Raw genomic sequence first — 26,410 nt, 5'->3', positions numbered from 1 at the left:
GGTGGCGGCGCGTGAAATCTCACGGCCTTGCTTCCCAACAACCCCGGTGACAGGGCGAGCGGCTCCGGAAGGGAGGGGCCGACGCCCGCCGGCGGACTCGGACAGGGGCCAGCGTCCCGCGATGAGCCGGAGACACGAACGCCTAAGGAGGTCGGCACATGCCACTCGTCAAGACCATCATTCGCGTCGGCGTCATCGGGACCCTCGTGGGCGGCGGGCTGATCGCCGTGGCCGGCCCCGAGCGCGTCGGCGCCGCACTGACCCAGGCCCGCGACACCGTGAACGACACCATCGATCGCAGCATCGATGACCCGGTGAAGATGCGGGCCCAGCTTCGCAAGCTCGAGAGCCAGTATCCCGAGCGCATCACCCGCGTCCGCCACGACCTGGCGACGCTTGACACCCAGACCGCTGAGTACGAGCGCGAACTTGCCGTCGCCCAGCGCGTCGTTGAACTGGCCGAGGCGGATCTGGACGCCATGAACGGTTTGTTTGAGCGTGCCGAGCACGCCCGGGCCCAGGCCGGCCACAGCGCCATCGTGCGTGTGAGCTTCAACGGCAGCAAGATGGACCTGAGCGAGGCGCAGGCCAAGGCGGCGCAGATCGCCAAGACCCGCGACGCCTACGAACTCGAGGCCCAGTCGATCTCGCGTGACATCGATTTGCTGAGCAAGCAGCGCGACCGCCTGCACGACCTGCTGGCCAAGCTCGAGAGCGAGCGGGCCCAGTTCCAGAGCGAGCTGTGGAGGCTCAACCAGCAGATCGACGCGATCGCCCGCAACGAGCGGATGATCGACATGATGGAGGCCCGCCAGCAGACGCTTGACGAGCTTGGCCCCTATAAGGCTCACAGCATCGATCAGGTGAAGGACCGCCTTGCCCAGGTTCGCGCCGAGCAGGAGGCCAAGCTGGAGAGCCTGGCGACCGGCGAGAAGGAACTCAGCTACGAGGACCGCGCCAAGCTGAGCATCGGCGGCCAGGACGCCGTCAGCCGCGAGGACCGCGTGATCGAGGTTGCCCCGACCATCATCGAGGTGCCCGAGATCGAGACCAAGAACAGCCGCGTGTATTGATCCGCGGGGTTCGCCCCCAAACCAAGTGAATCCATGCCAGCCCCGCTCCGGCGGGGTTTTTTCGTGCCGCCACCTGCCTGATGTGTTTCCGGCGAATGGTGGGAGCGGGGGGCATATCCTCTGCACCGACCGAATCGGCGACGGTTCGATGGGTTTTTGTTTGGCCTGCCTCGCAGGCCCGTTCGAGCGCAACTGCTTCCAGGAGCTTCCATGGCCCAGCCCCTTGGCGCTGCCACTACCGAGTTCGAGAAGGCCGACCGTTGCGGCGAGCTGGACCACCGCCCCCGGGTGCTTCTCGGCAAGATGGGCCTGGACGGCCACGATCGGGGCGTAAAAGTCATCGCCCGGGCCATGCGCGACTCGGGCGTGCACGTGATCTACAGCGGTCTCTGGCAGACGCCCAAGAGTCTGGCCATCAGCGCCCGCGACGAAGACGTGGACGTCATCGCCGCCAGCATGATGAGCAACAGCCACCTGACGCTTGGCCCGAACCTGCTCAAGGCGCTCAAGAGCGTCGGCCGCGGCGACATTCCCGTGCACATGGGCGGCATCCTGCCCCAGGAAGACCTGCCGGCGCTCAAGGAAGCCGGCATCGCGCGCTGCTTTACCACGGGGGTTGGGCTGCTCGACATCGTCGAGGCGGCCGCTTCGACCGTGTCGGCGTACGACCAGGAAGTGCCCGGCGGGCACCCCACGGCGCAGCTTGCCAGGGACATCTCGCTGGCGCACCTTGAGCGGCCCGTGCGGAAGAACGCGGTTCGCCGCAGGCCCAAGCGCGTCATCGGCATCACCGGCTCGCCCGGCGCGGGCAAGAGCACGCTGGTGGCACAGCTCGTGGCCGAGCATGCCCGCCGGGCCGAGGAAGACTCGAGCCTGGGCCGGTGTGCGGTGGTGGCGTTCGACCCGATGAGCCCGATCACGGGTGGAGCCCTGCTTGGCGATCGCCTGCGCGTGGACTTCAACCGACTGGGCGAGGCGGCCTACTACCGCTCGCTGGCGATCCGCGGCGAGGACTACCACGCCCTGGAAGACGTGACCGACCTCATCGGTGGCGCATGCGAAGGAGCCGACGCGTACGACACGCTGTTCATCGAGACCGTGGGCGCCGGTCAGAACGAGACTCGAATCAGCGACCACGTCGACAAGACCATCGTGGTGCTCACGCCGGGCATGGGCGACGCCGTGCAGATGGACAAGGCCGGCATCCTGGAGATCGCCGACCTGTTCGTGTGCAATAAGGCCGATCATCCCGGCGAGAACGAGCTGGTGCGCGACCTTCGGGACATCGCCGGCCGCCGGCCGATCCTCGAGACCGTCGCGACGCACGGCCAGGGCATCGCCGAGTTGCTCGACGCGCTGGCTTGAGGTTCAAGCCGGGAACGGATGTTCCCGATAACCCTCGTGGGATCAGTGGAAAACGCTGGTCTAGCCCTGGGCGTATAGCTTGCATCGGAGGGACGAGACGATGCGCAAGGTGAGGAAGTTGTTGGGTATTGCTGCGCTTGTCGGCGCCGCACCGGCCTTGGCACAGGGCGTGCACTACGCCGACATGACCGACGGGAGCGGCATCGACTTCACGCACCGGCAGGCGGTGTGGCCGGTGCCGCCGCTCTTTCCCGGGCAGAACGAGCGGTTCGGCGTGGGCGCCGCCATCGGCGACTACGACAACGACGGACTGCTGGACATCTACATCCCAAACTCCGCTGGCTACGCCAACCACCTGTACCGCAACAACGGCGACGGCACCTTCACCGAAGTAGCCGCGGCTGCTGGGGTCGATCACGTCGCTGGCTTCAGCAAGCAGGCGCTCTGGCTCGACCTGAACAACGACGGCTTCGACGACCTGATCGTGTTCAACGATTCTTCGATATTCGACGACAGCTTCCCGACCAGCCGTATCTACCGCAACGATGGCGACGGCACCTTCACCGACATGACCGCCGCCAGTGGCGTCGTGCACTACGAGGCAACACACGGCGGCGCCACGGCTGGCGACATCGATGGCGATGGTGATCTGGACCTGTTCATCGGGGGCTGGTTCGAGCAGACGCACCACCTGCTGCGCAATGACGGCAACTTCCGCTTCACCGACATTACCGATGCGGTGGGCGGTTTCCCGGCCGATGATCGTTTCCACTGGCAGCCGGTCATGCTCGACCTCAACGACGATGGGCTACTGGACCTCTACGCTGCGGTCGATTTCGACGAGGACTACGCCCTGCGCAACAACGGCGACGGCACGTTCACCGACGTGAGCCACGAGTGGAACATGATCCACCACGCCAACGACATGGGCGTGGCGGTAGGCGACGTCGACGGCAACGGCGGGCTTGATCTGTACACCACCAACATGTCCTTCAGCCCCTTTAACACCAACGACGAGCCCGGACCGAACGCGCTCTACATGAACGACGGGACCGGGCGGTTCGAGCAACTCGCCACCGAGATGGGCGTGGACAACACGTTCTTCGCGTGGGGCACATGGTTGTGGGACGCCGACCTGGACGGCAACCTCGACCTGATGGCCGTCAATGGCTGGGTGCAGCCCGAGTGGCATACGCGTGCGGTCTTCTTCCGCGGGCTGGGTGACGGGCGATTTCAGGATGCCGGGCTGGGCAGCGGGCTCGACCACCGTGGCGATACGCGCGGCCTGGCGCCCATCGATCTGGAGAACGATGGCGACATCGATTTCGTCCTCAGCGACGTGTACGGCAAGGCGGTCATCCTCCGCAACGACACGGAACGCAACGGCAACGCGTGGCTGCGCGTCGAGGCTCGCGGCACCGTGAGCAACCGCAACGGCGTTGGCAGCAAGATCTGGGTGACCGTGGGCGACCGCACGTGGCGCAGCGACATCTTCGTGGGCGGCAGCTTTTACAGCGCCCCGCCGCTGGAGGCCCACTTCGGGCTGGGCCAGACCGACACGATCGATCTGCTGCGGGTGCTGTTCCCCAGCGGTCGCGAGGTGGTGCTTGAAGACGTCGCGGCGAACCAGATCCTGACCATCACCGAGCCTCGCTGAGTGCCGGAGAACTCGCGGGTCTCGTTGCTACTCGTCGTCCTCGCTTGGTATCTCGTGTGGGGCGTGATCGCGTTCGCGGTCTATGCCCGCGATAAGCGAGCCGCCCAGCGCAGTCATCGGCGGACGGCCGAGGCAAAGCTGCGGAGCATCGAGTTGCTCGGCGGAGCGTTCGGCGCGGCGTTGGCCCAGAAAGTGCTGCGGCACAAGACCAGCAAACCGGGGTTCCGGGCGCTCACGCTGCTCATCACGGCGGTGCACGGGGCCATCGTCTGCGGGCTGGGGTGGTGGGCGTTCGCGGCCTAGGGCGTGTTGGCGTCGGGGGCGTAGCGGAATCCGTCGAGCTCGGGTTTGGGCGCGAACTCGAGATCGACGCGAGCCTGGCCCAGCAGCGTGCCGGTCGCGACGGCAAGGTTGACCTGCGAGATCTGGTAGTCGACGATGGCCGAGAGCTCGCTGAGCTGGGCGTCGGCCAGGCGTGCGCTGGCGTCGAGCACGTCGGTGCTGGTGCTGCGGCCCACGCCAAACTGCCGTTCCTCGGCGCGCAGGGTGCGTGTGGCCAGGCGGACGCGCTCGCGGGCGGCGATGACGCGTTGCCAGCTCGTGGCCATGTCGTCGAGCGCATTGAGTACGTCCTGGCGAATGGTCTGTTCGCGCGACTGCTTCGTGGCGATGCGTTGCAGCCGGCTGAGCACCAGGCCGCGCAGGCGGGAAAGTGCCGACTCGTTGCCGATGGGAATGGCCGCGGTGAGCGCGACGCGCCAGTCTTCGAAGTCGTTCTCGACGAGCACCTCGGTGGCCCCGCCGTGATTGCCGCCCAGCCCGTTGATGCGGTAGAGCGCGCTGAGGTCAAGCTGGGGCAGGGCCTGATTCTCGCTCAGTTCGATGCGCACCAGGTCCTGGGCGAGCTGGAGCTCCACCTCCAGCAGTTCCATGCGTGAGGCCAGGGCGTTGTCGATGAGCGTAGTGGTGTTGGCCTCGTAGAGCGCCGGATCGGGCACGCTGGCCAGGTCGATGGCCGTGTCGCTTTGGACCGGGAGCTCGGGCAGGTTGAGCAGACGCTTCAACTCGCGTTGGCGTGCGGCGGCCAGGTTCTCGGCCACGATGATCGCTTCGGCTCGATCCGCCACGCCGCTCTCGGCCCGCAACACCTCGATCTCGGCGATGCGTTGGGCTTCGAGCTGTCGTTGGGCCCGCTCGAGCTGGGCGATCGCAAGATCTCGCTGCTGGATCCGCACCTCGATCTCCTGGCGGGCCGAGTACAGCTGCCAGTAGGCGCGGTCGACCGCGGCCAGTTGGGCGATGACCTCCAGCTTCGTGCGTGCCGCGGCCAGGTCGCGGTCGAGCGCGGCGATGCGAAGCGCAGCGGTCGTTGCGCGCCGACCCGCGCCGCGCAGTAGCGGCTGGCTGATGCTGAACTCCAGGTCCTGGGTGAAGGCGGGGTCGACGGTCGCAAAGGGGTTATTGGTCTGGTTCCGCGTGAACGGCGCCGCGATGGTCGCTTCGCCACCCAGCCGAGTCGGAATGCTCAGCGAAGGATTGAGCGACTGGAACTCCTGCTGAGCGTCTTGCAATTCGCTGAAGGTCGGCCTGTCGGTCTGCTGGGCCACGCCCGTGACGCGGAAGGTCGCTTCAAACGCGGCTTCCTCCTCGGACACGCGGGTGGCGGCGATGGTGGGGGCGATGAGCGACACGCGCACGTTCAGGTTGTTCTCGATAGCCGCCGCCCGGGCGGCCTCGATCGTCAGGGGAACCGCGCCGGCCTTGGCATCCACCACGACGGCGCGGGGCAACTCCGGCGCGGGCTCGACCGGGCCTTCGAGCGATGCGGCACGGGGCAACTCGAGCGGCTTGATGTGCTTCAGCCGGCCGTCCGGGCCCAGCAGCGACTCGCTCTTGGGCGCTCGATCGAGGGGCGTAACACAGCCAGCAGCGAGCAACAGCGGCAAGGCAAGGGCGGCGCGACGCAACATCGGCATGGAAGGCTCCACGAGAAGGGGGTGTCAATCGTGACGCAAGGCGACGATGGGGTCGAGCCGTGCCGCCTTGATCGCGGGAAACACGCCGAACACCACGCCGGTCACGGCGCAGAAGCCCACGGCCAGGGCGACTGCCCAGAGGGGCATGTCGGCGTGTTCCAGGGGCGCGTTGGGAATCTGCTTGAGCAGGAGGATGATGCCCTGGCCGATCACGATGCCCACGGCGCCGCCCATGAGGCACAGCACAACGGCCTCGGTGAGGAACTGGATGAGGACCACCATCGGGCGGGCGCCCACGGCCTTTCGCAGCCCGATCTCTCGCGTGCGTTCGGAGACCGATACGAGCATGATGTTCATGATGCCGATGCCGCCCACGAGCAGGCTGATGCCGACGATGCCTGTCGCGCCTGCGATCAGGCCGGCCGACAGCGTCTTGAATTGCTCAACGTACTCCTGGGGAATCTCGACGTCGAACGTGGCGTCTTCGTCCGGGTCGAGCCCGCGCATGGAACGCAACACGAAATCGACTTCGGCCCGCGCTTCTTCGGCGGCCTCGGGCTCACGCATGGTGGCCACGGCATAGGCAATCACGGTGTTGGGGTTCAGGATCATTGCCGTGGTGAATGGCACGAAGAACTCAGCGCGGCTGTCGCCACCACCAAACATACCGCTGAGCTCCGGTGTCTCCACCACGCCCACGATTCGGAACCGTCGACCGGCGAGCAGCACGTGCTGGCCCACGGGGTTCAGCGGCAGGTTGAGTTCTTCGATTGCCCGCTCGTTGATGAGCAGGGCGTACCGCCGCTGCTCTTCATCTAATTGATTGAACGGTCGGCCCTCAAGCACCTGGCGATTCTCGATTTCATGCCATGGAGGTCGGATGCCGACGACGCGGCCGCTCTCGATCGCCGACTGTCCGTACTCGACGCGGGCCGAGGCAAACCAGTGCGGCGTGATGGCGGTGATGGAGGGCGCATGTTCGACGATGGCATCGAGTTCGTCGGTCGTGAGGGCGGCGTCTCGCCAGCTCATGACCGCCCGCTTGCTCTGGGGAACGTCGCCGTCGATGTAGACCTTCGTGGCGCCAAAAGTCTCGAACTCGGCCAGAACGAACCCGCGCAAGCCCTCGATGGCCGCGACGGTCGCCACCACGGCCGCCACGCCGATGACGATGCCCAGCGTGGTCAGCAACGACCGCACCTTGTTGGCCCAGATCTGGCCCATGGCCAGCACCACGGTCTGCATGAGCAAACGCACGATGATCATGCCGGGGCTCCCTGTGCTTCGCTGGTCTGGGCCCGACGGGCCGCCGTCGTCGCGATGGACTGCAGGTAGGCCGTGTGGAGCGGATCATCGGCCGTTGACATGTCGCTGAACACGCGGCCATCGCGGAGCCGAACGATCCGATCGGCATATCCGGCGACCTCTTCTTCGTGCGTCACGATGACGATGGTCTGCCCTTCCTTGTGAAGGTCGGTGAACAGTCGGATGATTTCGGTCGTCGTGTGCGAGTCGAGATTGCCGGTCGGCTCGTCGGCCAGCAGGATCGCCGGATCATTCACCAGGGCGCGGGCCACGGCGACGCGCTGACGCTGCCCGCCCGAGAGCTGATTGGGTCGATGCCGCATGCGGTCGCCCAGTCCGACCTTTCGCAGCGCCGCCTTGGCGCGCCCGCGGGCGCCGAAGGCGTGCTTCTTGCTGTAGATCATCGGCAACATGACGTTCTGGATGGCCGAGGCACGCGGCAGGAGCTCGAACGTCTGGAAGATGAATCCGATGCGCTCGTTGCGAACCTTGGCCAGCCGCGTCGCGCTCATCTTTCGCGTCGGAATGCCGGCCAGCTCGTACTCGCCGGCAGTGGGGCGGTCCAGGCAACCGAGCATGTTCATCAGCGTGCTCTTGCCCGAGCCCGACGCGCCCATGATGGCGACGAACTCACCGGCGTTGATGGTCAGGTCGACGCCGTCGAGCGCGCGGACGCGTTCGACGCCCATCTTGTAGACCTTCTCGAGCCCCGTGACCCGGATGGCCGGGGCTTCGGGATCAGCCCGTCCTCGTCGGGGCATCGCCGGCTCCTTGTTCGGGCGTGGACCCCGGTGTCTCGGCAACGTCTTGCGCATCGGCGTCATCGCGGGTGACCGCATCGCCGTCTTCGAGGTCGCGTAGCACGCGGAACGGGCCGGTGATGACGGGATCCCCGGCTTGCAGACCCTCGAGCACCACCGTGTCGGTCAGGTCGCTCACGCCCGTGCGAACCGGGCGGGCCCGGGCAACCCCGCCATCCAAAACGTACACGACGGTCGTGAAGGTCCGAAGGCGATCGACCAGCGGCGAGGCCCTGACATTGTCGGGAAGGTTCTCCACGCGGCGATCGAGCACCGACTGGCTGGGCACCACGATCGCGTCACGCACGGTCTCGACGTGAATATCGGCGTTGGCGGTCAGGCCGGTCCGCAGCAGATCGCCCTCGGCCTGTTCGACCAGGATTTCCGCCTGCACGTAGCTGGTGCCGTCGGTGAACACGCGACGCTGCAGGCCCACACGCTCGACCACGCCCTCGAAGACTCGATCGCCGTACGCCAGCAGCCGCACATCGGCGCTCTGTCCCTCGGCGACGAGGCCGACGCTGGTTTCGTCGATGCGCGCCTGCATGAGCATCGTGCCCAGGTCGGCGATTTCCATGATGAGCGAGCCTTGGTTCTGGAACGTGCCCAGCACGGTCTCGCCCACCTCGACAGGGAGGTTGACGATGCGGCCCGAGATCGGGCTGGCGATGACGGCGTTCTCCAGGTCGCGCTTGGCGGCGCGCACGTCGGCCCGGGCGGCTTCGATGCCCGCCTCGATCACCGCCACGCTGCTGCGCGCCTGAAGCACGCGCGTGTTCGCGGCGTCGAACTCCGCTTTGGCGATGTCCTTTGTGTCCAGCAGTTCCTGCAAGCGCCCCAGCTCGAGCTGGGCCAGTTCGAGCTCGGCTCGGGCGCCGTCGAGTTGGCTCTCCTGCGAACGAACCCTCGATTCGGCGGCGTCCAGGCGGGCCTGCAGGTCGATCGAGTCGAGCCGGCAGATGATGTCGCCCTCGCGCACCGGGTCGCCCTCGCCAAATGGCAACGCCACGATGCGCGCGCTGACCTCAGCAGAAATCTGCACGAGTTGCTTGGGCTCGATGGCGCCCGGGGCGTTGATGGTGCGCCGCAGGTCGCTGCGCCTGGCCGACTCGACGATGACACGCGTGGGCTCTTCCGCAGGCGTCAGACGCGTGCGCAACCCTTCCACGCCGCCGACCTGCATCAAACCGATGGCACTGACGACGCCCAAGGTTATCAGAACTACCAGGACGATGACGACGGACTTCAGCATGCGGGGCTCCCGCGATGGGCTCTATCGGGCGTTGTGATACCGCTTCTTGGGATGTCCCGGGGGTGATTTTCCCATCGTTGCGATGAAATTGGTTGTGAATTCGTGGGGTCCTCGAATAGACTTTGAGGTCCGGTACGAGCCTCGGACAAACTCGAATTCATGCAGTTCCAAGACGCATGCAACCCAATGAAGGGGGATCAGAGATGAAGTATGGTATCACGAGCGTTCTGGCCCTGGCCGGCGTGACGGCGGCCGCCCAAGCGCAGTTTACTGACTACGGCGACCGGGCCCTGTGGGAGAGCGACCCAATCGTCAGCGGCGACTTCCTGACCGAAGATTTCGGCGGCTTGCTGGTCGATCCGCTCCAGCCCTCCTCGGGCGTCATTGCGACCGACTGGGGCAGCATCGAAGTGATCGGCGTCGACAGCACCACCGGCTCGCCCGCCATCGCCGATGGCACCTTCCAGGGATCCATTTTTCCGGCCACCGGTCACGTCGAGTACGTCTTCACGTTCGACAGCCCCATCCAGGCGTTCGGCTGGGAGACCTTCGGCGCCGCGTCGGGCATCGGCATCGCGATCGAGACCGATCAGGGCGTGGCCGATGTGTTTGACTACGCCACGGGCTTCGACGACACGTTCCTGGGCTTCACCAGCAGCGAGCCGGTGAGCGAAGTGCGCATCATCGCGTCGCCCAGCTACGGCGGGACGGCGGTGGGTGAGATCTTCGATGCCGACGACATGGTGTTCGCCGGTGGCGAGCCTTGCCGCGCCGACTTCGACGGCGATGGCCAGTTGACCATCTTCGACTTCCTGGCGTTCCAGAACGCCTTCGATGCCGGTGATCCGCTCGCGGACTTCGATGGCGATGGTTCGCTGACGCTCTTCGACTTCCTCGCATTCCAGAACGAGTTCGACGCCGGCTGCGAGTAAGCCTGGCGCGTCGCACACGTTTTGATTCGACCATGCCCCTCGCCTCGACGGCGGGGGGTTTTCCGTTCCCCGACTGCAGACAACCAGCAACTTCGGGGTGCAACGCACGAGCCCGGCGTCAGCCCGTATCATGGCCCATACATGGCGGTCGCGCCTCATGCAGCGCGACGAGCCCGGACCGGCCGCATGGGCCCGGATATGAAGGAGAGTTCATCATGGCATATACACTGCCCGATTTGCCCTATCCCAAGAACGCGCTCGAACCGCACATCGACGCGAAGACGATGGAGATCCATCACGGCAAGCACCACCAGGGATACGTCGACAAGGTCAACAAGGCCCTTGAGGGCTCGCCGATGGCCAGCAAGCCCATCGAAGAAGTGCTTCGCAATATCAACGACGTGCCGCAGGAAAAGCGGCAGGCCGTGATCAACAACGGCGGCGGCCACGCCAACCACAGCCTGTTCTGGCAGGTCATGAGCCCCGACGGCGGGGGATCGCCCCAGGGCGATCTCGCCAAGGCCATCGAGAGCGACCTGGGGGGTTTCGACAAGTTCAAGCAGGACTTTGCCGATGCCGCGGCGGGCCGCTTCGGCTCGGGCTGGGCCTGGCTGGTCGTCGACGGGGGCGGCAAGCTCCAGGTGACCAGCACCCCCAACCAGGACAGCCCGTTGATGGACGGCCACACCCCGATCCTGGGCATCGACGTCTGGGAGCACGCCTACTACCTGAACTACCAGAACCGCCGCCCCGACTATGTGAAGTCGTGGTGGAACGTCGTTAACTGGAACAAGGTGGGCGAGCTCTACGGCAAGGCGCGGGGCTGATCCGCCGGCCGGGAGGTCGCGCCGGATTCGAGTTCGGCCTGGTACGCCCGGTTCAAAAGCCAGAACAACACGATCAAAACCGCGATCGGCGACAGGACGACCCCTGTCACGATCGCATTTTTTTTCCAGCCAGTGCGGCGGTTGGGGCTGGCCATTTCAGATCATAGCGAAGGGAGCCGATTAGGGATAACCGCCAAACAAATCTGGACAAAACGCATAGACAGAACCGAAATTTGCCGTTATCTTGACGTGAGTGCTCGCGCGGGTCGTCGCAGGGAACGCGATGACACGATCCGCTGCCGAGGTCGTGGGGTCCGAAAGTCAACTCGTCGGCGAATTCGGTTGTGATCGCGGCCCGCGAGGAAACTTTTTCTTTGCGCATGTCGTATATCATGGGTGCGTCTCCGACGGGCAGCGAGCCAGGGCGAAGCGAAGGCCGCTGACGGAGCCGAAGACAACCGAGCAAGGGTTCAACCGTGTTTTCGTATACGGGCAAACCCGTGTTTTGCGTGTCTCGGCGGTAGGAGGACCGTACGAGTCTTGATGGGGCCCGAATCCCTCGTTTGAGGGAGGCGGGGTGGTGATTGTGGTTCGGCCGCTCGGGTTTTGGTATCACTCGGGCGAACAAGGCCGTACCCAGTGGTGTTGGGTTATTCGCGCGGGCCGGTGTGATCCGTCCCGAGTGCAAGGCAGCATGACGTGCGGCATGGCAAGACCCTTGGCGGGTCGCCGCACGGCCCGGACCCTGAAGGGTTCCGGCCAGTGCGAAGGGAAGTGACCGATGAGGCAGAATCGTGGCAAAGGACCGAGCCCGCTGGAGCAGGCTCGGCGCAGGCAGCACGCCGGCATTGCCGGTCAGGGTGTCGTAGCGCGCGGCGCCCGCCGTCGCCTGAGCCCCGACGATGAGCGGCTGCTCGACCAGATCATGGCCCAGGAGATGGACTACATCGACAGCCCGGCCTTCTACGAGGACGGCGCCGAGGGCAAGATCTACGAGGAGGCGCCCGAGATCCAGAAGCCCGATACCGCGTGGTATCACCCGGTGATGGACGACCTGTCGGCCACGCGGACCCGTACCGTCAAGAGCAGCCAGCAGGTCATCCTGACGGCGGCCGAGGAAAAGGTGCTGTTCCACCAGTTCAACTACGCGCGGCATCGCGTGTGGATGCTCCAGCAGGAGGTCTGGGAGAACCCCAACCGCAAGCCGAACCCCGAGCAGGCCGAGAAGATCCTGTGGTGGTACCGTCGGGCCGACCTGATCCGCGAGCAGATCGCCGAGACCAACTTGGCTCTCGTGCTGGCGATGGCCAAGCGGACCCGCATGAGCGAAGTCGACTTTGCCGACCTGGTGAGCGAGGGCAACATGGCCCTGCTCCGCGCGGTGGACAAGTTCGACGCTGGTCGCGGCTACAAGTTCAGCACGTACGCCTGTCGTGCGATCCTGAAGGCCTTCAGCCGCCAGGGCATGAAGCTGAGCAAGTACCGCCAGCGCTTCCCGACCGACTTCGATCCGAAGCTGGAGAAGTCCAACTTCCTGGAGACCAAGCGGGCCGACTTCGAGCGTGACGCGGCCGAGGAGGTCAAGCGGATCGTCATGGATAACCGTGCCGACCTGACCGACGTGGAGCGGACCGTGATCGAGCACCGCTTCGGGCTGGAGAGCGGCGAAGAGAAGCCCATGACCCTTGAGCAGGTCGGGCAGATCATCGGCGTCACCAAGGAGCGTGTCCGCCAGATCCAGAACAAGGCGATGGAGAAGCTGCGCGTCGAGCTCGAGGCCAACTTCCTGGGCGTCAACCAGGAAGAGGAAGAGCAGAACGCCGAGGCGGGCGAGGTCGCACCGACCGCCTGACGCCCAGGACGCCGACGACTTGAGGGGCCCGCGCGGGCCCCTTTTCGTGCGCCCAACGGGGGCGCGCGGCTGGGGAACTCGCCCCCGCGCGCCTACGAACAGGGTCCACGAAAGGCCCCGACCGGCTGCCATCGTCGACGAGAACCCGGAATCTGACTCTTCAGAGCAAAGAATGGGCCATCGTCGGTAACGGTCGGGGGGGTGAGTGGCGCTACATTTAGGGCTCGATCCTGCGTATGCCGTAGGGGCGAACCCCAGCCCTCGTGGCGGTCGGGCAACCTGCCCGTGTCGGATCTGGTAGGCCTCTTCTGGAGGCCGGAAACGATGCTTCGGTTTTTGCGTCGCCCGGCGGCGACGGGAGTTGGCAGAGCATGAGCAGTGCACACACGGCGGTCCAGGGCGATGAAACCGAGGGCCATACGGCCCCGATCGCGGACATCTTCGGCGGGCAGCGCGACCCGCACGCGACCCGGCTTGGCGAGTTCCTCAAGGCGTGTATCAAGTTCGGCGCATCGGACCTGATCATCAAGACCGACCAACCGCCCAAGCTGCGGATGCGCGGCGCCCTGAAGCCTCTGGACACCAAGCCGGTGACGGCCGAGGACTGGGCGGAGATCATCAAGGTGACGCTGGATGAAGACCAGCTCAAGGACCTCGCCCACTACGGCAGCGTCGACTTCGCGTATGACTACGACGAGAGCGCCCGCTTCCGCATGAACCTGTTCAAGGCCCGCGGTCACATCTCCCTGGCGGCCCGCCTGATCACCAGCAACATCCTGCCTTTCGAGAAGCTGCACCTACCCGAGGTCATGGGCCAGATCGCCCTGCAGCCCCAGGGCATCGTGCTGCTCAGCGGCGTGACCGGTTCGGGTAAGTCGACCACGATCGCCTCGATGATCGACTACGTGAACCAGCGCAAGCCGATCCACATCGTGACGATCGAGGATCCGATCGAGTACATCTTCCACGACAAGAAGGCGACCATCAACCAGCGCGAGATTGGCATCGACGTGCTGGACTTCAAGATCGCCCTCAAGGCGCTTGTACGCGAGAACCCCGACACCGTGCTCATCGGCGAGATGCGCGATAAGGACACGTTCGAGGCCGCGCTCAACGCCGCCGAGACGGGCCACCTGGTGTACGGAACCATCCACGCCTCGAGCACGACGCAGACGTTCAGCCGTATCTACGGCCTGTTCGAGACCGAAGAGGTCGAGGGCATCCGGCGGATGCTGGCTTACCAGATGCGCGCGTTCGTGTACCAGAAGCTGCTGCCCACGTTGCACGAGAACATCCCGCGTATCCCTGCGATCGAGATCCTGATCAACGACACTGTCGTGCAGAAGCACATCCTGGAAGAGCGTGAGGGCGAGCTTCGCGAGTACCTCAACTCGATCGAAGCCCAGCAGCAGGGCATGGTGGACTTCAACGCCTGGCTCGTGAAGCTGATCGAGGAAGAGTACATCCACCAGCGTATCGCCATGGAGAGCAGCCCCAACAAGGACGACCTCCAGATGCGTCTGAAGAAGTTCGGCGGCGCGTCGCAGAAGCGCTGATGCAGTTTATCCAATCCGCCCGGCGTCGTTGGACGGCTGGGCTTTTCAGCCGACTGGCCCTTGACACGATAAAGGAACGCCACTCGTGGATCTGACCCAGCTCTTGCTCACCCCCGCGCCATCGGCGGTTCTTGCCGATGCCACCGCGTTCGTGCTCGCCTCGTGGTGGAAGGCGTTGATCTTCGTGGCGATGTTTGCGGTCTGGGGATGGTTCGTCTCCAGCGTTGCCGACAAGCACGCGGCGAGGTTCTATCTGCCACGCGAGAAGTGGAACCTGGCATACATGGTGACGGCGTTGCTGGCAATCGCCGTCATCGTGCTCAATCCGCTGACGGGCATCGTGGCGTTCCTCGCGGCGGTGCCGGTCGTGGCCCTGCTGCTCGCCGTGCCGCCCTTCATGTACGTGCAATCGGCCAACAAGGACGAACGCGTGCCCGAAGAGCACAAGCTGACGATGAACATCGCCAGCTGGATGGAGGCGCGCAAGGAGGCCCGCGAGGCGCGCAAGGTCACCGGCGTGCAGCTTTCGATCGTCAAGCCGGACGGCGTTTCGATGGAGGCGCCCGAAGAGGGCACCAACGAGATGGTCGTGCGAGCGGCGGCGGAGAAGCTCTACATCGACGGCGTGGCGGCGCGGGCCCACAAGATCGAGTTGCTGCCGGCCGGCGACAAGGGATACGTGGTCGCTCACACGGTGGACGGTCTGCGCTCGGTCGTGGGCGAGCCGATGGCGCCGCAGGACGCCATGCGCGTCATCGCGTTCTGGCAGAGTGCGTCCGGCCTCGAGCCGGGCGAGCGTCGTCGGCAGGTGGGCGAGCCGGACATCTCCAAGGGTGGCGAGCGGCACCATCTTCGCATCATCACCAGTGGCGGCCAGCAGGGCCTGAAGCTGACGATGGTGGTCGACCCCGCCAAGTCCGTTCGCCGCAAGGGCGAGAACCTCGGGCTGCTGCCCCAGCAGCGCGAGCTGCTCCAGAAGCTCGTGGACGATGGCACCGGCGTCGTTCTATTGGCCGCGCCCAAGGGCATGGGCCGAACCACGCTTCTTTACAGCGTTCTGAAGATGCACGACGCGTACACGTCGAACATCCAGACGATCGAGCTCGAACAGCAGGACACGCTGGAAGGCATCCGCCAGAACGACTGGAGCCCCACCGGCGGCGGACCGGATCACGCGACGCTGCTCCGTTCGATCCTTCGTCGTGACCCCAGCGTCGTCGGTGTTGCCGAACTGGTCGATGAGGCCACCGCGGTTGAGTCGGCCAAGGGCGACCTGGATCACACACGCGTGTATCTCTCGATTCCCGCCGAGAACGCACTTCAGGCCGTGGAGATCTATCGCCGGGCGTTGCACGACAATGCGCTGGCCGCGAAAGCCCTGCGCGGCGTGCTGGCGGGCAAACTGGTGCGGGCCCTGGCCAAGTCGAGCCGCGAGGCGTACGTGCCCAGTCCGGACATGCTGAAGAAGCTGGGACTGTCGCCCGAGAAGGTGAAGACTTTGTACCGCCATCGGACGCACGTGGAAGTCAACAAGAAGATGGTGCCGTGCCCAGAGAGCGGCGGCACGGGCTTCGTGGGCCAGATCGGCGTCTTCGAGTTGTTCGAGATCGGATCGGAAGAGAAGGCAGCGATTGAGCAGGGCGACATGAACGCCCTGGCCACTGCATTCCGCAAGCAGGGCGTGCCCACGATTCAGCAGGCCGCCATCATCCGGGCCGTGGAAGGCGAGACCAGCGTGGACGAGGTGATCCGCGTGACGGTTGGTTCTTCCAAGAGCAAGTCTGCCTCGTCGCCCAAGCCCGCCGCAGCCGCCGGCGCCTGAACAGCCTGCCCGCAAGGAGTTTTGCGATGCTTTTTACCGTCTTTGCCTTGGCTGCCGTGCTCATCTTCACGTGGGTATGGGTAATCCGCGGATTCTTCAGTGCGTTCCTGCACCTGCTGTGCGTGCTTGCCGCGGGTGCGGTGGCCTTTGCGGTCTACGAGCCGCTGACGATGCTGGTGCTCAGCCAGGCTCCCAGCCGCGGCATCGGGACGATCCTTCGTGATACGGCCCACGGCGTGTCGCTGGGATTGTCTTTTGCGATCTCGCTGGCGTTGTTCCGGGTCGTGGTCGACAAGATCGTGCCCAATAACCTTAAGTTCCACGAGAACGTTGAGTACGTTGGCGCGGGCGTGTGCGGCCTGGGCACGGGCGTTATCACGGTGGGCTTCATCCTGATGTCGCTGAGCATGATGCGCTTCGGGCCCGACAAGCCCGTCCAGGGCCTGGTGTTCACGCAGGAAGGCGGCGGCGCTCGCGGTAGCGTGGTGCGCAACTCCTCGCCATTCCGCCCCTACGTCGACGAATGGACCGCGGAGCTGTATTCGTGGATGTCGCGCGGTTCACTGGCGACGAGCCAGCCGCTGGCCAAGTGGCATCCTGGTTTCCACGAGATGGGTTCGGCCATGAGGACGACGTTCGCCGGCCAAAGCCGCAATGCGTCTCGGCCCGAGGAGTTTAAGGTCATCCAGTGGTACGCGCTGGGCGACATCGATCGCGGTGGAAGCATCCAGGAGCTCATGCGAGACCGCTGGCAGAACGTGCAGCAGCGCGTAATAGGCCTGGATGGCGAGGAGATCTCCAACGGCTACGTCGCCGGCGTGGTCGTTGAGTTCGACGCGCTGGCCCGCGAACTGGGTGGTGGCGCCAAGATCGTGCTGGGCAACGCGCAGGTGCGGCTCGTGGCCGAGCAGGGGGATACCGGGTACACCCGGGCGTTCCATCCCTCGGCGGTCATCAGCCAGGCCGATGCCGAAGAGCCGACGCTGGCACGGTTCCGCTTCGATGCCGACGAGACGTTCATCGCGTCGGTCGGCGGTGGGGCCAAGGCCATCATGGCGTTTGATTTCGCGCTGCCTCGCGGGTATCGGCCGATTGCCATCTACATCCGCGGTGCTCGCCAGCAGCTCGAGAAGCAGCCGGATATGACCTTCTCGACCACGACGGCGCGCGATGACGCGGTGCCGACGTTCGAGTACGGTGGCGTCGATCTGGCCGACATGGACGCCAGCATGGCGGTGCGACTGGAGACCATGCGTGGCCGTGAGGAACTGGATCCGTCCGAGTACTACATGTACCTCCAGAACACGCTGCCCGGTCGGCTGCTGATCAAGAAGGGCACCGAGCGCGGGCTGGAAGTGTTCAAGGGCGACAGCGATCGCTACTACACCATCGTGGGTGGCATCGAGCAGTACACTTCCAACTCGCTGCGGGGCCAGTTCATCGACCCGGCCCTTCGGGTGGGCGGCTTTGCCCAGTCGCGCGACGTGCGGATCGTCCAGGTCGATGTCGGTCGCGACTCGCCGCTGGCGTTGAATGGTCCTGTGTTCCAGAACCTCGACGGCAACCAGGCGCCCATGCTGGTGGATGATCAGGGCCAGCTCTATCCGCCGGTGGGCTACATCTGCATCGAGGATGCGAACACGTACATCGGGTTTACGCCCGGTCAGCCCATCACCGACCTCAGCCGACTGCCCTTCACGGTGAGCCAGAGCCGGGCCGTGCAGGAGACGTACTTCATCTACCGCGTGAGTGGTGGGGTGAACATCCAGGCGATGGTCGCCGGCAATATGGTCGTGGCGACCTGGGAACCCGGCGTCGAGGTCGCCGTCGGCACACGCTAATCGGGGCGCGACGACGTGTCGATACGCCGCCGGGTCAGGCCCCAGGCGAGCGATGCCAGGGTGAGAAGCACCAGCAGGGCGCCACCGCGAACGACGCGGCCGGCGCCCTGTCTCGTTCCGAAGAGCAGCAGATCTCCCGGATCGAGCGCCCGCCGGCGAATGACCTGCACGCCCACGCTCCAGGACGGCGCCAACCGAACGCGAGTCGAGGAACCCGATCTCGCTAAATCACGTGGCTCGCTGTCGCCACGGCTTCACACCGGTGTTTGCGTCGCGACCGCCACGCCATGGCCAGGCGATACCAATGCTGCGGTTCCGAGGTTCGGCGAAGGCCCGGGGCCTGCCGACCTATGCTGATCTATGACGACAACGCAGACACCCGAACTGTCCGCCGAGGCTCGCCAGGTGCATCACGACTGGCTGGCCACGTTGACCAGCATCCCCACGGTGGCCGGCCGAGAGGGCCGCGTGATCCGGTGGATCCGGGACTGGGTTTCGCAGCGGCCCGAACTGACGATCTCGACCGACGTCCACGGCAACATGACGATCCGGCGGACCGAGCCGTTCGCCCCGGGCGACCCGGTCTACATCACAGCCCACCTGGATCATCCTGGGTTTGCAGTCGATGCGATCGAGGGTGAGCAGGAACTGGTGCTCGCGTTCCGCGGTGGCGTGATGGAGGACTACTTCAAGGATGCTCGGGTGCACGTCCACCCGGCGCAGGGCGAGTGCATGCCCGCCACCATCGTGGAACGGGTCGTGCCGCAGTCCGCGGACAACGAGTTGTTCAGCCGATATCGAGCGAGGCTGGACGAGGGCCACACGACGGAGGGCCTGTCCACCGAAGATATCGCAACGTGGGCGTTGCCGGATGCGTTCGTTACCGAGGGCATCCTGCACGCTCCGGCGTGCGATGATCTTGCGGCGGCGGCTGCCGCACTGGCGTCGCTCGATGCCTTGTTGAAGCTCAAGTCCGAGGGCGAGTCCATCGGGCGCGATGCGCGCGTGTTCTTTACGCGGGCTGAGGAGATCGGCTTCGTCGGAGCTATCGGCGCATGCCGGAGCAAGACGATCCCCGAAGACTCGCCCGTGATCGCCTTGGAGAACAGCCGGGCGTTCGATGATTCGCCGATCGGCGGTGGACCCATCGTGCGGGTCGGAGATCGGCTGACGGTCTTCACGCCGCGGCTGACGGCGGCGGTTGCGGCGCGTGCCGAAGCGATTGCCGGTGGTCCGGCGACGCCTACGGCGGCGCAGAAGCAGGCCGACATGCCCAAGTGGCGTTGGCAGCGCAAGCTCATGGCCGGCGGCGCGTGCGAGGCGACGGTGTTCTGCGCGGCCGGGTACGAAGCGACGTGCGTGTGCCTGCCGCTGGGCAACTACCACAACATGGCCGACCTTGCCGCCGTGCAGGCCGGCACGAATACCACGCCACCGGCGATCGGCAGCGAGCAGATCGCGCTGAGCGACTTTGATGGCCTGGTCGACCTGCTGGTTGCCTGCGGCCGCGAACTCACGCCCGGCGGTGGCATTGAGCAACGCCTCCAGAAGATCTGGGACGACCGCGGCTTCGTGCTGAGCGAGTAGCGGTCTTGTTCAGCCGGTCGACTGCATGGCGGCTGCGATGGCGTTGACGCTGGCCTGTAGCGCCGCCCCGAGGCGCTGGCGGTCTTGTTCGGGCGCATCTCTGTAGCGAGTGAGCAACTCGATCTGAGCCAGGTTCAGCACGTCGGTCCAGGCGTTGCGTTCGTGGATCGACCGGCCGACGACGGGGGCATGGTCCATGAGATCGCCTCGCCCGGTCAGCGTGGCGATGGCGCGGGCCGTCCGCTGGTGTTCCTGGGAGATGGTGTCGTACATCTGCTGGCCGCCCTGAGCACGGAGGGCGTACCGCCTGAAGATCGGCATTCGCGCCCGGGCGAGTTCCTGGGCCGCGTTGTCCAGTACCGTGCCCAGGAAGGCCCGCTGGTCGGCGGCGCCGCGGAGCGCGTTGATCTGCGCATCGCTGGCGTGCTCGATGGCCGAGCCCAGTCCGTACCAGCCCGGAGCGAGGGCCCGCATCTGCACCCACGAGAAGACCCAGGGAATGGCGCGGAGCTTGTCGAACACCAGCTTGCTGCCGGTGGCGCGCGAGACCGGGCGCGAGGCGATGGGCAGGCCGGCAATGTGCTCGACCGGGCTTGCGCCGGTGAACCACGGCCAGAAGGCCTCGTCGTCGATCAACGCGCGATACGTCTGACGCGCGTGGCCGGCCAGCTCGAGCATCAGACGCTCGAATTCGTCGGCGCCGGCCCCGCGGCTACGCGAGGCCTCGGCCAGCATCGCCGCATGCACGATTTGCTCCAGATGCCGTCGGGCCATCGCCGGAAGTGCATAGCGGAAGGTGATGACCTCGCCCTGCTCGGTGAAGCGAAGCCGACCGCTGCGAGCCGCGGGTGGTGCGGCCAGGATGGCCCGGCCCGCACGGCCGCCACCCCGCCCGATGGTGCCGCCGCGGCCGTGGAAGTACCGCAGCCGCAGGTCGTGCTTCTCGAAGACTTCGGCGATCTGCCGCTGGGCGGCGTGCAGGGCCGCATTGGCCATCAGGAATCCGCCGTCCTTGTTCGAGTCGCTGTAGCCCAGCATGATCTCCTGCTCGGGTGGCCCATCGCTGGTGGCCTCGACGTGGGCGCGGAAGATCGGGTCGGCCAGCGCTTCATCCATCAGGCGAGGTGCGTTGGCCAGATCGTCGACGGTTTCGAACAGCGGCACGATCTGGATCGCAAGGCCGACCTCGCGCATGAGCAGCAGCAGGGCGAGCAGATCGCTCACGTGGCTGGTCATCGAGATCACCCAGCAGCGAACCGAGTCGGGCTCGCGCCGGACGGCATTGCGGACGACGCGCAGGGTGGCCATGAGTTCGGCGGAGTCCTCGCTCAGGCTTGCATCCTCGCGCGCCAGCGGGCGGTCGTGCGCCAGTTCCTTTCGGAGCACGGCCAGCTTCGCGGCCTCGTCGAGTTCTTGATAGTTGTCTTCGACGCCCGCGAGCGAGAGCAGTTCGGCCACCGCGGCGGCGTGCACGCCCGAATGCTGCCGGATGTCCAGCGTGGCCAGGTGCAGGCCGAAGGCCCGGGCCCGGGTGATGGCGTCGGCCAGCAGGCCCTCCTCGGCCACGCGGACGAGCCCGGGCATGGCGGTATGGTTCAGGGCCGAACGCAGCGAGAGCAAGTCGTCCAGCAGTGAGCGGGAGGTGTAGCGGGCGTCGTCGAGCCGGCCGATCATCTCGGTGATCTTCACGCGGAGTGGCTCGTTGCGATGCTGGCCCTCATCGTCGGCGGGCAGGTCACCGCCCAGATCTGCACGCTGGCTGGAGACCGAGAGCGCATCATGCAGGCGTGAGAGTTCGCCCTTCCACAGCTCGAGCGCCGTCTGGCGCATCAGCTCGAGCGTGCGGCGGGTGACGTCAGCGGTGACGTTCGGGTTGCCGTCGCGGTCGCCGCCGATCCACGAGCGGTAGCGGAGCATTGCCGGCAGGTCGTTGGTGATGATGTCACGCTGGTCGTGGCCGAACGTGCGCCGGGCTGCCCACGCCACGTCACGGACGAGCCGGGGCACGGCCTTCCAGATGGTGGTGCGGACGAAATACAACCCGTTGCGCACCTCCGCGGGCACGTCCAGCCGCTGCACGCGCACGTCGTCGGTGGTCAGCAGCAGCGAGATGGCGCGTTCCAGCCGGCCGTGCACCTCGGCCCGCTCCCGTGCGGTCAGGTCGTCTCGGCCCAGCCGCACGACGCTGGCGGCCACGTCGGCCTGCTTGTCCAGCACGGTGCGGCGGCGGGCCTCGGTGGGGTGGGCCGTCAGCGTGGGGCCGATGTCCAGGCTGGACAGCAGCCGGGCGATGCCGCCGGCGTCCATGCCCTTTTCGACCAGTTGCTCCATCGCTTGCTCGATCGATTCGGGCCGGGCCGGTCCGTCGGCCGAGGCCAGCTCGCGCTGGCGGTTGACGCGGACGATGTTGAGTTGCTCGGCCTTGTTGAGCAGATGGAAGCGGGCGGCGCCGATGCGGATCAGCCCGGCCAGGGCGTCCAGGTCCATCGAGGCCAGTTCCGCGGCGGCCCGGTCCAGGTCGGCCTCGCCGGCGGTCGAGCCGCAGCGCTCGGCCAGGGCCTGGCCGGCAGCATGGTGCGCGCCCATGCCTACGCGCTGGCAGGCGTGGGCCAGGGCGTCGAGCACGGCGGCCTGATCGCGGGCCAGGTCCGACGTGACGGTGGGGGGCGAGGGGGAATTGGAGGGCGTGGAAGAGGGCATGGGCAATTGTTCGGGCGCCGGAGCATGCGAACGGGCGGTCTGCGGCCGGGCGAGCACAAAAAAAAGGCCCCGGGCGTCGCCGCCGGGGCCGTGCACGATCGTGAAGCAAACACGGGTGTAGGGATTCGAACCCCAAACCTCCTGATCCGTAGTCAGGTGCTCTATCCAGTTGAGCTACACCCGCTCGCGCGAACGCGGGGCGATGATAGCACGGACCCCCACCCCGGGGCAACGTCCGGGGGCGGCCGGGCGTGATTCCCGGGGCGATTTGTGGGCCCATCGGGCCGGGATTCGTGCTGTCAGGCTTGATCGGCGGGGGGCTGGGCGGCAATAATCCCTTCACCCGAGGCGTGCCCCAGCGACGAGGCCGGCGTCACGCGACCGCGGGGAACGGCCCCACACGCTGCCGCAGGCTCGGCTGGCGTGCCCCGGATGTGGGGTGCGCCCTCTAGGGAGGAATGATTCGCACATGGCCCACACGGTTTCCGCACGCAAGCGCATCCGCCAGAACGAACGCCACCGCGCCCGCAACCGCTGGCGCCTCAAGGCCATGCGCGAAGCCATCAAGGACTTCAACGAGAAGCTGGCCCACGGCTCGGTCGACGAGGCCAAGGCCGCCTTCCTCACCGTGCAGAAGGTGCTCGACCGCACCGCTTCCAAGGGCGTCATCCACCCCAACCAGGCCGCCCGCCGCAAGAGCCGCCTGAACGCCCGCCTGAAGGCCAAGGCCACCGGCGGCTGAAGCCCGCCCACCGGCGGCACGCAAGACCATGACCGAGCCCGTTGCATCGCGACGGGTTTTTTTGTTTTCGGGCGCACGCCGTTTACGATTGGCCGCATGCCACGCACGCCGGCGCCCCGGGGCGACCAAACCAGGCCGAACGATCGCGAGCCCGAGGGCCCGGCGCTGGCCGAGTACGCCCGCGCCTCGCGCACGCCGCTGCACGTGCTGGCCTTCCTGCTGCCGCTCATCCTGATCTACGAGGTTGGCCTGGCGCTGCACCACGAGGAGCTGGCCGCCTCGGGCGGCGTGCGGGCGTGGGCAATGATCGCCGGGGCGATGGAGACCCTGGGGGTCTCGCCCTCGACGGTCGTCGGCTACTCGCTGCCGGCGGCGGTCATCGTGGTCGTGCTGCTGCTGTGGCACGCGTTCGAGAAGCGGCGGTGGCGGCTGAAACCCCTCGTCGTGCCCTTGATGTTCGCCGAGGCGGTGGCGTGGATGGTGCCGCTGCTGCTGTTCGCCGGCGTGCTGACGCGGCTGAGCGAGCCGGTGCAGGCGATCCCGAGCCCCTCGCCCGCGCCGCTGGTCCCCGCGAGCCTGGACGCATTGGGCCACCTGAGCTGGCAGGCGCGGCTGGTCATCGCCATCGGGGCGGGGCTGTACGAAGAACTGCTCTTCCGCATGGCGCTGCTCGCGCTGCTGCACGCGGTGCTGGCCGACCTGTGCCGCCTGAGGCCCGGCGTGACGGTCGCCATCGCGCTGCCGATCAGCGCCATCGCCTTCATGCTCTACCACGACGTGTGGACGGGCTCGGGCCCGGTCTTCGGCCTGGCGCTCGCCCCCGCGCTGTTGTATCTGGTCGGCGGGCTGTACCTGGGGGCCATCTACCTGCTGCGCGGCTTCGGCCTGGCGGTGGGGGCGCACGCGTGCTACAACGTGACGGTGCTGGTGCTGCTGGGGCCGGCGTAGGGGCTGGTCTAGGGGCAGCCGGCCAGGAACTCGTTCTGGAAGAACAGGAAGTCGAACACGCTGAGGCGGCCATCGCCGTCGAAGTCCGCCGCCGGGTCGCCGGCCAGGAAGGCGGTCTGGAAGGCCAGGTAGTCCATGAACGTCAGCTCGCCGCTGCCGTCGAAGTCGGCGCGGCAGGCGCACCGGTTGAGCAGCACGCTGACGTCGCCGCTCTCGAAGTTCGCAGAAGCCACGTCCGCATCACCATCGCCGTCCAGGTCGCCGATCGCCACCCCGTACGGCCGGTCGCCGACACCATACACCGCCCGGGCCGCAAAGGTGCCATCACCATTGTTGGCCAGCACGCTCACGTCGTTGCCATCCCGGTCTGCGTGCCCCACGGCCACATCCAGGTCGCCATCGCCATCCAGATCGCCGATCGCCACGGACGAAGGCTCGATGCCCGCGTCGTAGAAGGCCGGGCGCGTGAAGGTGCCGTCGCCGTTGTTGAACAGCACACTGACACTGTCGATCCGGTAGTTTGCCACGGCCATGTCGGCGTCGCCGTCGCCGTCCAGATCGCCGATTGCCAGGGACAAGGGCCAGTTACCCACCGGATAGAAAACACCGGGCGCAAACGTGCCATCGCCGTTGTTGAGCAGGACGCTGGCGTTGTCGCCGCCGCCGCCCGACCCGCCCGAGTTGATCACGGCCAAATCGCTATCGCCGTCGCCATCCAGGTCGGCGATAGCGACGGACTGGGGATCGGCACCCACGCCGTAAACAACCTGGGGCGCGAACGTGCCATCGCCGTTGTTGAGCAGCACGCTGATATCATTGGTGGTGAGATTTGCCACGGCCATGTCGTTGTCGCCGTCCCCATCGAGGTCGCCGATCGCCACGCCGAAGGCGTCCTCGCCCGCGCCGTAGAGCACGCCGGGCGCGAGCGTCCCGTCGCCGTTGTTGAGCATGACGACGATGCCGCTGCTTAACTGGAACGCCACGGCCACGTCGTTATCGCCGTCGCCGTCCAGGTCGCCGATCGCCAGCGTCCGCGGCAGCCGCCCGCCGGCGTATCGCACCTCCCGAGCAAACGTGCCGTCGCCATTGTTCAGCAGCACGCTGACGTCGTCGGTCCTGAAGTTCGCCACGGCGAGGTCGGTGCTGCCGTCGCCGTCCAGGTCGCCCAAGGCGACAAAGGCTCCACCGGGACCCGCGTCGTAAGGCACGGGAGATGCGAAGATCTCGGAGGGATCGCATGCCTGGGCCAGCACGACCGAGGGAGCCATCGCGAGGATGGCGGGCACGAAGCGGCGGATGTAGGGCATATCGATCCTCCTTGCCGCCAGCATACCCGAAACCCGCCGCCCCTCCTACGGAATCTCGCCCGCCGCCGGGGGCTTTCGCCTGACCCGTGCCCGCCGCACCCGTCGCGATGCCCTCTCCCGGCTTCGCGTCACTCGCTCGGGGCATCGCGATCCCTACGCCGGGGATCGCGGTGCCGGACTGGGGGATCGCGGTGCCCGGGGCGGGGATCGCGGTGCCCGGGGCTGGCATCGCGGTGCCCGGGCTCGGGATCGCGGTACCCGGAGCCGGCATCGCGATGCCGGGGACCGGCACTTTGGGTTTTCGGACGCGTGCGGGGCCGGTCCGGGGCCCGCCGGCTCGGCCTCGCCCGGCCGCCTCGGGGTATCGGCCGCCGCGGGGGGCGCCACGCGGCGGTTCGCACGCGGCCGCCCGCTCAGTTGACCGCGATCGCGATCCGTCTTAAGGTTGCCTCTGGCGTTTTCGTTTTGCCGGCTGGCCCCATCGTCTAGTCTGGTCCAGGACGCCAGGTTCTCATCCTGGAAACCCGGGTTCGAATCCCGGTGGGGTCATTCGCCCGCGGCGGTCTACCGATCGTCGCGGGTTTTTTCTGTCTGCGCCGGGTCAGCCTGGGCCGGGTCAGCCTGGGCCGGTTCTGTCTGGGCCGGTTCAGTCTGGGCCGGGCCGGGCAGCGGGGGCAGGGCCCGGTCGGCCGCCAGGTAGCCCAGCGTGACGGCGAGCACCAGGACGGCCCCGATCAGCCGGTTGGGGGCGGGCACGGGGATGTCGATCCAGCGGCAGGCGGCCCCCAGCGCGAAGGCCAGGGCGACGCCGACGATGGTCTTGAGCGTGTCGGGCATGGTGGGCATGGGCGTGGGCATGGGCGGGATG

Annotated in this window: 22 protein-coding genes and 2 tRNA genes; 14 read left to right on the top strand and 10 right to left on the bottom strand. The window is 66.7% G+C overall.

Annotated features, from left to right (window positions below; genetic code table 11):
- Nucleotides 1–158 precede the first annotated feature (158 nt).
- The 4 genes from RIE32_03590 to RIE32_03575 all read left to right on the top strand — a co-directional run bounded on the left by RIE32_03590 (nucleotide 159) and on the right by RIE32_03575 (nucleotide 4,398).
- Nucleotides 159–1,073, top strand: coding sequence for a hypothetical protein (locus RIE32_03590; GenBank protein MEQ9095326.1), 915 nt, complete (start codon nucleotides 159–161; stop codon nucleotides 1,071–1,073).
- Nucleotides 1,074–1,283: 210 nt separating this feature from the next.
- Nucleotides 1,284–2,438: a cobalamin-dependent protein gene (locus RIE32_03585; protein MEQ9095325.1), complete on the top strand. Its 1,155-nt coding sequence runs from the start codon at nucleotides 1,284–1,286 to the stop codon at nucleotides 2,436–2,438.
- Nucleotides 2,439–2,538: 100 nt separating this feature from the next.
- Nucleotides 2,539–4,095: a CRTAC1 family protein gene (locus RIE32_03580; GenBank protein ID MEQ9095324.1), complete on the top strand. Its 1,557-nt coding sequence runs from the start codon at nucleotides 2,539–2,541 to the stop codon at nucleotides 4,093–4,095.
- Complete coding sequence (locus RIE32_03575) at nucleotides 4,096–4,398, top strand: DUF1294 domain-containing protein (GenBank protein ID MEQ9095323.1); 303 nt, start codon at nucleotides 4,096–4,098, stop codon at nucleotides 4,396–4,398.
- Here the strand turns inward: RIE32_03575 and RIE32_03570 are convergent.
- From RIE32_03570 to RIE32_03555, 4 genes are read right to left on the bottom strand one after another with little or no spacing between them, the layout of a single operon-like run.
- Nucleotides 4,395–6,071 carry a TolC family protein gene (locus RIE32_03570; GenBank protein ID MEQ9095322.1) on the bottom strand — a complete coding sequence of 559 codons (1,677 nt, stop codon included), beginning with the start codon at nucleotides 6,069–6,071 and terminating at the stop codon, nucleotides 4,395–4,397. The genes RIE32_03575 and RIE32_03570 overlap by 4 nt on opposite strands.
- 24 nt (nucleotides 6,072–6,095) lie before the next feature.
- Nucleotides 6,096–7,337 (bottom strand): ABC transporter permease, encoded by a 1,242-nt coding sequence (locus RIE32_03565; GenBank protein ID MEQ9095321.1) that lies wholly within the window; start codon nucleotides 7,335–7,337, stop codon nucleotides 6,096–6,098.
- Nucleotides 7,334–8,137, bottom strand: a complete 804-nt coding sequence (locus tag RIE32_03560) for an ABC transporter ATP-binding protein (GenBank protein ID MEQ9095320.1) — start codon at nucleotides 8,135–8,137, stop codon at nucleotides 7,334–7,336. Before RIE32_03560 ends, RIE32_03565 begins: the two co-directional genes overlap by 4 nt.
- Nucleotides 8,115–9,428: an efflux RND transporter periplasmic adaptor subunit gene (locus RIE32_03555; GenBank protein ID MEQ9095319.1), complete on the bottom strand. Its 1,314-nt coding sequence runs from the start codon at nucleotides 9,426–9,428 to the stop codon at nucleotides 8,115–8,117. The genes RIE32_03560 and RIE32_03555 overlap by 23 nt, the downstream gene beginning before the upstream one ends.
- Before the next feature lie 203 nt (nucleotides 9,429–9,631).
- Between RIE32_03555 and RIE32_03550 the strand changes: the two genes are divergently transcribed.
- Together RIE32_03550 and RIE32_03545 are read left to right on the top strand one after the other, a co-directional pair.
- Entirely contained in the window at nucleotides 9,632–10,360 is a 729-nt protein-coding gene (locus tag RIE32_03550; GenBank protein ID MEQ9095318.1) for an EF-hand domain-containing protein, read from the top strand.
- Between the two features lie 215 nt (nucleotides 10,361–10,575).
- The gene (locus RIE32_03545) at nucleotides 10,576–11,187 is read left to right on the top strand and encodes a superoxide dismutase (protein MEQ9095317.1); all 612 of its coding nucleotides are present in this window, start codon (nucleotides 10,576–10,578) and stop codon (nucleotides 11,185–11,187) included.
- On the opposite strand, the gene RIE32_03540 is transcribed toward RIE32_03545, so the two are convergent.
- A complete protein-coding gene (locus tag RIE32_03540; protein ID MEQ9095316.1) occupies nucleotides 11,166–11,342 on the bottom strand; it encodes a hypothetical protein in 177 nt (58 codons plus the stop codon). The two genes, RIE32_03545 and RIE32_03540, sit on opposite strands and share 22 nt — an antisense overlap.
- A gap of 626 nt (nucleotides 11,343–11,968) precedes the next feature.
- Between RIE32_03540 and RIE32_03535 the strand changes: the two genes are divergently transcribed.
- From RIE32_03535 to RIE32_03520, 4 genes are all read left to right on the top strand, one after another.
- Nucleotides 11,969–13,039, top strand: a complete 1,071-nt coding sequence (locus RIE32_03535; GenBank protein MEQ9095315.1) for a sigma-70 family RNA polymerase sigma factor — start codon at nucleotides 11,969–11,971, stop codon at nucleotides 13,037–13,039.
- A gap of 371 nt (nucleotides 13,040–13,410) precedes the next feature.
- Complete coding sequence (locus tag RIE32_03530) at nucleotides 13,411–14,595, top strand: PilT/PilU family type 4a pilus ATPase (GenBank protein ID MEQ9095314.1); 1,185 nt, start codon at nucleotides 13,411–13,413, stop codon at nucleotides 14,593–14,595.
- Nucleotides 14,596–14,680: 85 nt separating this feature from the next.
- On the top strand, nucleotides 14,681–16,417 hold the full coding sequence (locus tag RIE32_03525; GenBank protein MEQ9095313.1) for an ATPase, T2SS/T4P/T4SS family: 1,737 nt from the start codon (nucleotides 14,681–14,683) through the stop codon (nucleotides 16,415–16,417).
- A 26-nt stretch (nucleotides 16,418–16,443) separates the two neighbouring features.
- Nucleotides 16,444–18,258: a CvpA family protein gene (locus RIE32_03520; GenBank protein ID MEQ9095312.1), complete on the top strand. Its 1,815-nt coding sequence runs from the start codon at nucleotides 16,444–16,446 to the stop codon at nucleotides 18,256–18,258.
- On the opposite strand, the gene RIE32_03515 is transcribed toward RIE32_03520, so the two are convergent.
- On the bottom strand, nucleotides 18,255–18,428 hold the full coding sequence (locus RIE32_03515; GenBank protein ID MEQ9095311.1) for a hypothetical protein: 174 nt from the start codon (nucleotides 18,426–18,428) through the stop codon (nucleotides 18,255–18,257). The genes RIE32_03520 and RIE32_03515 overlap by 4 nt on opposite strands.
- Before the next feature lie 190 nt (nucleotides 18,429–18,618).
- Between RIE32_03515 and RIE32_03510 the strand changes: the two genes are divergently transcribed.
- Nucleotides 18,619–19,845: a hypothetical protein gene (locus RIE32_03510; GenBank protein MEQ9095310.1), complete on the top strand. Its 1,227-nt coding sequence runs from the start codon at nucleotides 18,619–18,621 to the stop codon at nucleotides 19,843–19,845.
- A gap of 9 nt (nucleotides 19,846–19,854) precedes the next feature.
- On the opposite strand, the gene RIE32_03505 is transcribed toward RIE32_03510, so the two are convergent.
- Nucleotides 19,855–22,545, bottom strand: coding sequence for a phosphoenolpyruvate carboxylase (locus tag RIE32_03505; GenBank protein ID MEQ9095309.1), 2,691 nt, complete (start codon nucleotides 22,543–22,545; stop codon nucleotides 19,855–19,857).
- 110 nt (nucleotides 22,546–22,655) lie between these two features.
- A tRNA-Arg gene (locus RIE32_03500) sits at nucleotides 22,656–22,729 on the bottom strand.
- Nucleotides 22,730–23,014: 285 nt separating this feature from the next.
- Here RIE32_03500 and rpsT point away from each other — a divergent pair.
- A complete protein-coding gene (gene rpsT, locus RIE32_03495) occupies nucleotides 23,015–23,287 on the top strand; it encodes a 30S ribosomal protein S20 (protein MEQ9095308.1) in 273 nt (90 codons plus the stop codon).
- A 96-nt stretch (nucleotides 23,288–23,383) separates the two neighbouring features.
- Nucleotides 23,384–24,235 (top strand): CPBP family glutamic-type intramembrane protease, encoded by an 852-nt coding sequence (locus RIE32_03490; GenBank protein ID MEQ9095307.1) that lies wholly within the window; start codon nucleotides 23,384–23,386, stop codon nucleotides 24,233–24,235.
- Nucleotides 24,236–24,243: 8 nt separating this feature from the next.
- Here RIE32_03490 and RIE32_03485 read toward each other — a convergent pair whose 3' ends face one another.
- Nucleotides 24,244–25,542, bottom strand: coding sequence for an FG-GAP-like repeat-containing protein (locus RIE32_03485; protein ID MEQ9095306.1), 1,299 nt, complete (start codon nucleotides 25,540–25,542; stop codon nucleotides 24,244–24,246).
- A 474-nt stretch (nucleotides 25,543–26,016) separates the two neighbouring features.
- Here RIE32_03485 and RIE32_03480 point away from each other — a divergent pair.
- Nucleotides 26,017–26,091: transfer RNA gene (locus RIE32_03480), tRNA-Glu, on the top strand.
- 15 nt (nucleotides 26,092–26,106) lie between these two features.
- Here RIE32_03480 and RIE32_03475 read toward each other — a convergent pair.
- The gene (locus tag RIE32_03475; protein ID MEQ9095305.1) at nucleotides 26,107–26,400 is read right to left on the bottom strand and encodes a DUF1427 family protein; all 294 of its coding nucleotides are present in this window, start codon (nucleotides 26,398–26,400) and stop codon (nucleotides 26,107–26,109) included.
- Between the last annotated feature and the right edge of the window lie 10 nt (nucleotides 26,401–26,410).

The organism is Phycisphaerales bacterium, assembly GCA_040221175.1.
In the GTDB taxonomy this organism is placed as follows: domain Bacteria; phylum Planctomycetota; class Phycisphaerae; order Phycisphaerales; family UBA1924; genus JAHCJI01.
The sequence above is the reverse complement of the archived record's forward strand: the minus strand, read 5'-3'. Positions and strand labels throughout refer to the sequence as shown.

Excerpts from the sequence above, each read along its gene's own strand:
- RIE32_03555 (MEQ9095319.1), bottom strand. The coding sequence starts at position 9,428 with ATGCTGAAGTCCGTCGTCATCGTCCTGGTAGTTCTGATAACCTTGGGC.
- RIE32_03520 (MEQ9095312.1), top strand. The coding sequence starts at position 16,444 with ATGCTTTTTACCGTCTTTGCCTTGGCTGCCGTGCTCATCTTCACGTGG.
- RIE32_03505 (MEQ9095309.1), bottom strand. The coding sequence starts at position 22,545 with ATGCCCTCTTCCACGCCCTCCAATTCCCCCTCGCCCCCCACCGTCACG.
- RIE32_03560 (MEQ9095320.1), bottom strand. The coding sequence starts at position 8,137 with ATGCCCCGACGAGGACGGGCTGATCCCGAAGCCCCGGCCATCCGGGTC.
- RIE32_03565 (MEQ9095321.1), bottom strand. The coding sequence starts at position 7,337 with ATGATCATCGTGCGTTTGCTCATGCAGACCGTGGTGCTGGCCATGGGC.
- RIE32_03570 (MEQ9095322.1), bottom strand. The coding sequence starts at position 6,071 with ATGCCGATGTTGCGTCGCGCCGCCCTTGCCTTGCCGCTGTTGCTCGCT.
- RIE32_03550 (MEQ9095318.1), top strand. The coding sequence starts at position 9,632 with ATGAAGTATGGTATCACGAGCGTTCTGGCCCTGGCCGGCGTGACGGCG.
- RIE32_03475 (MEQ9095305.1), bottom strand. The coding sequence starts at position 26,400 with ATGCCCACGCCCATGCCCACCATGCCCGACACGCTCAAGACCATCGTC.
- RIE32_03540 (MEQ9095316.1), bottom strand. The coding sequence starts at position 11,342 with ATGGCCAGCCCCAACCGCCGCACTGGCTGGAAAAAAAATGCGATCGTG.
- rpsT (MEQ9095308.1), top strand. The coding sequence starts at position 23,015 with ATGGCCCACACGGTTTCCGCACGCAAGCGCATCCGCCAGAACGAACGC.
- RIE32_03490 (MEQ9095307.1), top strand. The coding sequence starts at position 23,384 with ATGCCACGCACGCCGGCGCCCCGGGGCGACCAAACCAGGCCGAACGAT.
- RIE32_03545 (MEQ9095317.1), top strand. The coding sequence starts at position 10,576 with ATGGCATATACACTGCCCGATTTGCCCTATCCCAAGAACGCGCTCGAA.
- RIE32_03535 (MEQ9095315.1), top strand. The coding sequence starts at position 11,969 with ATGAGGCAGAATCGTGGCAAAGGACCGAGCCCGCTGGAGCAGGCTCGG.
- RIE32_03580 (MEQ9095324.1), top strand. The coding sequence starts at position 2,539 with ATGCGCAAGGTGAGGAAGTTGTTGGGTATTGCTGCGCTTGTCGGCGCC.
- RIE32_03530 (MEQ9095314.1), top strand. The coding sequence starts at position 13,411 with ATGAGCAGTGCACACACGGCGGTCCAGGGCGATGAAACCGAGGGCCAT.
- RIE32_03485 (MEQ9095306.1), bottom strand. The coding sequence starts at position 25,542 with ATGCCCTACATCCGCCGCTTCGTGCCCGCCATCCTCGCGATGGCTCCC.
- RIE32_03585 (MEQ9095325.1), top strand. The coding sequence starts at position 1,284 with ATGGCCCAGCCCCTTGGCGCTGCCACTACCGAGTTCGAGAAGGCCGAC.
- RIE32_03510 (MEQ9095310.1), top strand. The coding sequence starts at position 18,619 with ATGACGACAACGCAGACACCCGAACTGTCCGCCGAGGCTCGCCAGGTG.
- RIE32_03590 (MEQ9095326.1), top strand. The coding sequence starts at position 159 with ATGCCACTCGTCAAGACCATCATTCGCGTCGGCGTCATCGGGACCCTC.